The sequence below is a fragment of the Marinobacter sp. S6332 genome (genome assembly GCF_023016045.1).
GTDB lineage: Bacteria > Pseudomonadota > Gammaproteobacteria > Pseudomonadales > Oleiphilaceae > Marinobacter.
In genome coordinates, this window is record NZ_JALKAP010000028.1 from 1 (window position 1) to 5,755 (window position 5,755).

Genomic DNA, 5,755 nt, shown 5'->3' on the forward strand with positions numbered 1-5,755 from the left:
GTGTGCCCGGAGTCCAGGGCGAGCATGGAAGCTCAAATGGACCACGAGTCTATCTGGAATATTGAACCGGTAATTCAGGAGGAAGTAACCAATCAATCCCACCCACTGTGAGGGTGGTGAGCCTGAGCGGCAGTGACCTGCGGTATGCCCGCAGGGTGATGTAACCCGCTGACAACGGGGATTGAGGCGAGGTCACTAAGCCAAGATGATCCTCAAGGCTGAGTGCTGAAAGGCTGAAGAACATGAACCCATTCATCCGCCTCTGTGGGTTGAAATGTCACCACGGCTTACGTGACCTGATAAGCCGTACGGGAAGGTTGGGCAGCATGACGCATAGGCGCTGCCAAACGAAGAAGTCCAAATTGGTAGCTCGGGCTTCGGTTCAGCAGTATCCATCACAGATTGGACTGCTGCTTCCTGTCAACTTGCGGCAAGCAAGGGTAAAGAGTGCGATGGGCAGCCTCCTCAGCATGCTGGAGTCCAGATAGGTAAACCGGGGAAGGTCAATATTGGATGCCAAGGGGGCATGACCCCGATGCCAAGTTGACTGGCGGAGCTCCCGTAGTAGTCCGCGATGGGGAAAGCCCATTACATGGCGAAGGGGAGCAGTTTAAACGTGTTTGCCAAGCAAACTACCTGACCAAACAAGGTGAAGACCTTTGATAATCAGCGAAATGCAACGCAAGCTAGCGACCTGGACAACAACCGACCCCACCCGCCGGGTGGACAGGTTGTTGCGCCTGATAGCACAGCCTGACTGGCTCGCAGAAGCGGCTCGGGTCACTCTGTCTTCCAAAGGGGCAAACACGCCCGGGATAGACGGAGAGATCAAGCTGACTGTGCAGGACAGGCTGCCGGCTATTCTTCAACAGATCAGGAGTGATTTACTCTCCGATGTTTACCAGCCGTTACAGGCCCGAAGGGTGTATATCCCAAAGGCCAACGGCAAGCAACGACCACTGGGTATCCCGACCCTACGCGACCGCATCGTTCAACGGGCCATGTTAATGGCGATGGAGCCCATGTGGGAGAGCGACTTCCATACGCTCTCCTACGGGTTCCGACCGGAGCGGAGCGTTCATCACGCGATCCGTACAGTGAAACTGCAACTGACGGACAATAAGGAAACGCGCGGACGCTGGGTCATTGAAGGGGATCTGTCCAGCTACTTTGATACCGTGCATCACCGGCTTCTGATGAAAGCTGTACGTCGCAGAATCAGGGACCGACGGTTCCTGAACCTTCTCTGGCGATTCATAAAAGCCGGTCATATTGATGCAGGTCTTTTCCGGGCAGCAAGTGAGGGCGTACCTCAGGGCGGTGTTATATCGCCACTGCTATCGAATATCATGTTGCATGAGTTCGATCAGTACCTGAATAGGCGCTACCTCGGCAAAAAGGCCCGAAAGGATCGATGGTACTGGAACCACAGTATCCGAATCGGTCGAAGCTCAGCCATCCGAGAGAACCGACAATGGAAGCCAGCCGTCGCCTACTGCCGCTATGCCGATGACTTTGTGGTTATCGTCAAGGGCACCAAAGCCCAGGCAGAGGCGATTAGAGAAGAATGCCGGGAGATGCTGGAAGGAACTCTCAAGCTGACACTGAACATGGATAAGACCAAGATTACCCATGTGAATGACGGCTTCGTGTTCCTGGGGCATCGCATCATCCGCAAGCGGAGCCGCTATGGCGACATGCGGGTGGTGACGACAATCCCCCGGGATAAGGCACGTAACTTTGCAGCATCTTTAACCGCCAAGCTGTCAGGCAATTATAGTGAAAGCAAAATCGACATGGTCGAATCCATCAACCGAAAGCTGAAAGGCTGGGCGGCGTTCTACCAGTTCGTCGATTACAAAGCGAAAGTCTTCAGCTACATCGATGGTGTCGTGTTCTGGAAACTGGCCCATTGGCTGGGCCGCAAATATCGCTCCCGGCTCAAACCGCTGATGCGTCATTGGTTCAAAGCCCCGGCTTCAGGTCAAAGTAAGACTTGGGTGCTGTATGGCAAAACCAATCAGGGGCTATTTAGTGGCGCCATCCTGTACCGACTCGTCGGTCACGGGAAAAAGCGATTCCGTTGGCGTCTTCCAGAGGGTAATCCCTACCTGAGGACAGAGTCCAGAAACACGTGGACCTCTCGCTTTCCCGAAGTTGCTATGGCCTTCGCCAGCGTTTAAGCGGAGAGCCGGATGCGCTGAAAGGTGCACGTCCGGTTCGGAGAGGAGAGGCAGGGAGATAGTTCGACTACGCCCTGCCTCTTACTCTACGTCCTTCAGCGGTGCGTGGTCAGCACTGGTACCTCTACCTGATCATGGACATTTACAGCCGCAAGATCATTGCCTGGGAAATCCATGAAGCGGAGTCGGGAGAGCTGGCGAAAAAGCTGGTTGAACGCGCTCTGCTGCGAGAGGGCTGCTGGCACAACCCACCGGTGTTGCACTCTGATAATGGAGCGCCAATGACGTCTTATACGCTCAAGGCCCGACTGGCCGATCTGGGCATGCTGATGTCGCACAGCCGCCCGAGAGTGAGCAACGATAACCCTTACTCGGAATCGTTGTTCCGCACGGTCAAATACTGCCCGGAGTGGCCCTCAAAAGGCTTTAAATCGCTCACGACTGTGCGTGAATGGATGCTGGCGTTCGAGTACGCCTACAACGAAAGGCATCTGCACAGTGGCATCAACTTCGTGACACCGGCCGATCGGCATCGTGGCGTTGATCACCAGCGCCTGGCGCATCGGAAAATGGTTTATGAAAGAGCAAAGTGCCGGAACCCACAGCGCTGGTCTGGCAACACCCGGAACTGGGAAGTCACCGGTCCGGTATCGCTCAATCCTGGCAAATTGCAGGAAGTTGAGCTTAATAAATTAGCTGCTTAGGGGCAGCTATTTGGACAATTGGGTTGAAAATCGCCGCTATGACCATCTCATGGGGTTATTCATCTGCAAGTTGTCAGGAGGTGAATTTTCATTATCTTTTTGAGAGGGGGTGGCAACTGGGACGTGGTGTAAGATGAGATCTCCAGACAATCGAGTTTTGGAGCGGATTCTCTGAGCTTGCTAAAGTAGCGACATTGGGTATGTGCAAATTAAACCTTGTGACTCTCGGTATGTGTAAACCAAAGATCAGGGTCTGGGTATGTTCCAACCAAGTTTGTAGAAAAGACGAATCCGCTACGTGCAACAATAACTCGCCTGCAGATTTTTCACTGACCCGAGAGAAGAAAAACGCTCGAGAGCGGGATAGTAAGAGCTCATAAAAGTCGACATTATTCAGGCCGTGACTCAGTTTTGGACGGGGTAGTGGCGTAGCTGTTTAATAAGAATGGAGACTGATAAGCTGTTAATTTTCAATAAGCTTAAAATACCTCCAAAGGAGTTTTATAATGCTTAAATGGCAACGAGCTAAAAGCAAAAACGGTCAAAAACCATTGTACACTTTTGAAGAAATTGACGGAAATACTCTACGAGTCATTCGTGATAATAAAGGTGAAATTTTCGAGCGAAATTTTTCAATTGGACACAGATTCACTACGTATAATGGGCTTCTTGTTGAAATGGTTAGCTTGAATCCTAATGGTGGCAGCTCAGATTCCGGTTATTATCTCATCGTTAGAGAAATTACCAAAAATGGGCTGGGTAGAAAAACAGACGTAAGTGCTCAGAATCAAATAGACATTCTTTACTGGAATCAAAACGAATCGGAAGAGTTCATTGCTCCTTCGGAGGTTCAAGGTGCAGGTGTTTTTATTGAAGGCGCAGTTAAAAAAGTACTCGTCAATCGTTATGAAAGAGAGCCAAAAGCAAGAAAAGCATGTATAGATCATTTTGGTGCAACGTGTCAGATCTGCCACTTTAATTTTTCTAAAGTTTACGGGGTATACGGCGAAGGCTTTATTGAAGTTCATCACGTTAAACCACTAAGTGAAATAAACGATAGCTATACGGTTGATCCAGTGGAGGATCTTGTTCCGGTGTGCTCAAACTGTCACTCTATTTTGCATCGAGGGAAAACACCACTTTCTGTTGCTCAAATGCAGGCAATGTTCGCCGGAGTGCGTAAAGACGCCTAACCAACGCCTTTGCCGCGGACGCAAAAAACCGCGCCGGTGAAAAGCGCTGTTTTCACCAAATCCGAATGTTCGCTGTGCGACCAAACTGAAAATGTCGCAATTTGAAGAAATCCTGAAATCCTGAAATCCTGAAATCCGATATGCTGACAATGTAATGCAGAAAATAGGAGGATGGCATGAATATGTTCGCAGGATTGATCGGGTATGGGGCGTTCACTCTCACGCTGATAGTTATAGGTCTGGCTGGCTACTGGAAGGCAGATCAACTGGAAAATTGGGCAAAGAAAACTATCGCTCAGAAAAATAATCGAACCTAGTAATGCGAGGGCTCAATGATGGATGAAAGAGGCTCTCCAAACTGGTGTCCATGCGCTGCCCCAAAAATAGCTTTAAGCACGGCATTAGCGTCACTCAGATCTTTCAGCGCCATCAATTCTGTCCCCATTCAATGAATAAAGCCTTTCAGAAAACCTTCTGAAAAGACGAATTTCACTCGTGGCTGCATACATCTCACCTCCGCAACCAGGATGTTTTATGCCAATGGGTTTTGGATTCCGTTCGTTGCTGTAAATGTCATCAAGATCATCGGGTATATCAGGAAACTCAAACACATCGACAGAGCCGCAAGACAAGCATTTAGGTGCTCTTGTTGAGTTAAAATAGTCCTCGAGCAATGAAGGGCTCAATAGTTCTCGCCTATAACTTGCCAGCGTGGAGCGAAGCGCTCTTATTTTATCATTTTCTGGTTTGTGGTTGAAAAAGAGCCTACTGAGCAGGGTTCTTGCTCTTTGAATCTCATCCGCAAGTTCTGATTCCAGAGCTTGAACGCTTGCTTCAAGCGATCGATATTTCACGCCTCGATCGGTCATCTCTATTGGAGCGACAGATTCGCAAGTATTACACCAGCCTAATGCTCTCGGAAGATCGATGACCCCAAGGGGTGTTTGGTATTTGAATATACCAAAGGCAATGCCGGTTGATCCTGAATAGTCACAGCGATCACACGTGATGTCGGTTGCCGGCATCGGCGATTTTCAACCCAGTTGTCCAAATAGCTGCACCTAAGCAGCTAATCTATTAAGCTCAACCTCCTGCAATTTGCCAGGATTGAGCGATACCGGACCGGTGACTTCCCAGTTCCGGGTATTGCCAGACCAGCGCTGTGGATTCCTGCGCTTTGCTCTTTCATAAACCATTTTCCGATGCGCCAGGCGCTGGTGATCAACGCCACGATGCCGATCTGCCGGTGTTACGAAGTTGATACCACTGTGCAGATGTCTTTCGTTGTAGGCGCACTCGAACGCCAGCATCCATTCACGCACAGCCGTGAGCGATTTAAAGCCTTTTGAGGGCCACTCCGGGCAGTATTTGACCGTGCGGAACAACGATTCCGAGTATGGATTATCGTTGCTCACTCTCGGACGACTGTGCGACATCAGCATGCCCAGATCGGCCAGCCGGGCCTTGAGCGTATAAGACGTCATTGGCGCTCCATTATCGGCATGCAACACCGGCGGGTTGTGCCAGCAGCTCTCGCGCAGCAATGCACGCTCGACCAGTTTCCTGGCTAGTTCACCGGATTCCATTTCATGGATTTCCCAAGCAACGATCTTGCGACTGTATATGTCCATAATCAGGTACAGGTACCAATGCTGGCCACGCACAGCGGACGGAC

General features: G+C 50.4%; 5 protein-coding genes and 1 pseudogene. 4 read left to right on the plus strand and 2 right to left on the minus strand.

All coding sequences use genetic code 11. The features are described 5' to 3' along the window. Window positions 1-659: 659 nt before the first annotated feature. The 4 genes and pseudogenes from ltrA to MWU62_RS18820 all read left to right on the plus strand — a co-directional run bounded on the left by ltrA (window position 660) and on the right by MWU62_RS18820 (window position 4,397). Complete coding sequence (gene ltrA / locus MWU62_RS18805) at window positions 660-2,183, plus strand: group II intron reverse transcriptase/maturase (RefSeq protein ID WP_099616115.1); 1,524 nt, start codon at window positions 660-662, stop codon at window positions 2,181-2,183. A 68-nt stretch (window positions 2,184-2,251) separates the two neighbouring features. Further along, window positions 2,252-2,887, plus strand: a pseudogene (locus tag MWU62_RS18810) (DDE-type integrase/transposase/recombinase); the annotation flags it as partial. A 506-nt stretch (window positions 2,888-3,393) separates the two neighbouring features. Further along, window positions 3,394-4,080, plus strand: a complete 687-nt coding sequence (locus MWU62_RS18815; protein ID WP_247116263.1) for an HNH endonuclease — start codon at window positions 3,394-3,396, stop codon at window positions 4,078-4,080. A gap of 176 nt (window positions 4,081-4,256) precedes the next feature. Beyond that, window positions 4,257-4,397: a hypothetical protein gene (locus MWU62_RS18820; protein ID WP_247116264.1), complete on the plus strand. Its 141-nt coding sequence runs from the start codon at window positions 4,257-4,259 to the stop codon at window positions 4,395-4,397. A 90-nt stretch (window positions 4,398-4,487) separates the two neighbouring features. Here the strand turns inward: MWU62_RS18820 and MWU62_RS18825 are convergent, their stop codons facing one another. Together MWU62_RS18825 and MWU62_RS18830 are read right to left on the minus strand one after the other, a co-directional pair. Next, entirely contained in the window at window positions 4,488-5,105 is a 618-nt protein-coding gene (locus tag MWU62_RS18825) for a hypothetical protein (RefSeq protein WP_247116265.1), read from the minus strand. A 36-nt stretch (window positions 5,106-5,141) separates the two neighbouring features. Then, window positions 5,142-5,755, minus strand: a 614-nt coding sequence (locus MWU62_RS18830; protein WP_247113765.1) for a DDE-type integrase/transposase/recombinase, incomplete at its 5' end; no start/stop codon positions are given.

Bases quoted from the DNA above. Each gene is read 5' to 3' on its own strand.
- MWU62_RS18815 (WP_247116263.1), top strand. From the start codon at position 3,394: ATGCTTAAATGGCAACGAGCTAAAAGCAAAAACGGTCAAAAACCATTG.
- MWU62_RS18820 (WP_247116264.1), top strand. From the start codon at position 4,257: ATGAATATGTTCGCAGGATTGATCGGGTATGGGGCGTTCACTCTCACG.
- MWU62_RS18825 (WP_247116265.1), bottom strand. From the start codon at position 5,105: ATGCCGGCAACCGACATCACGTGTGATCGCTGTGACTATTCAGGATCA.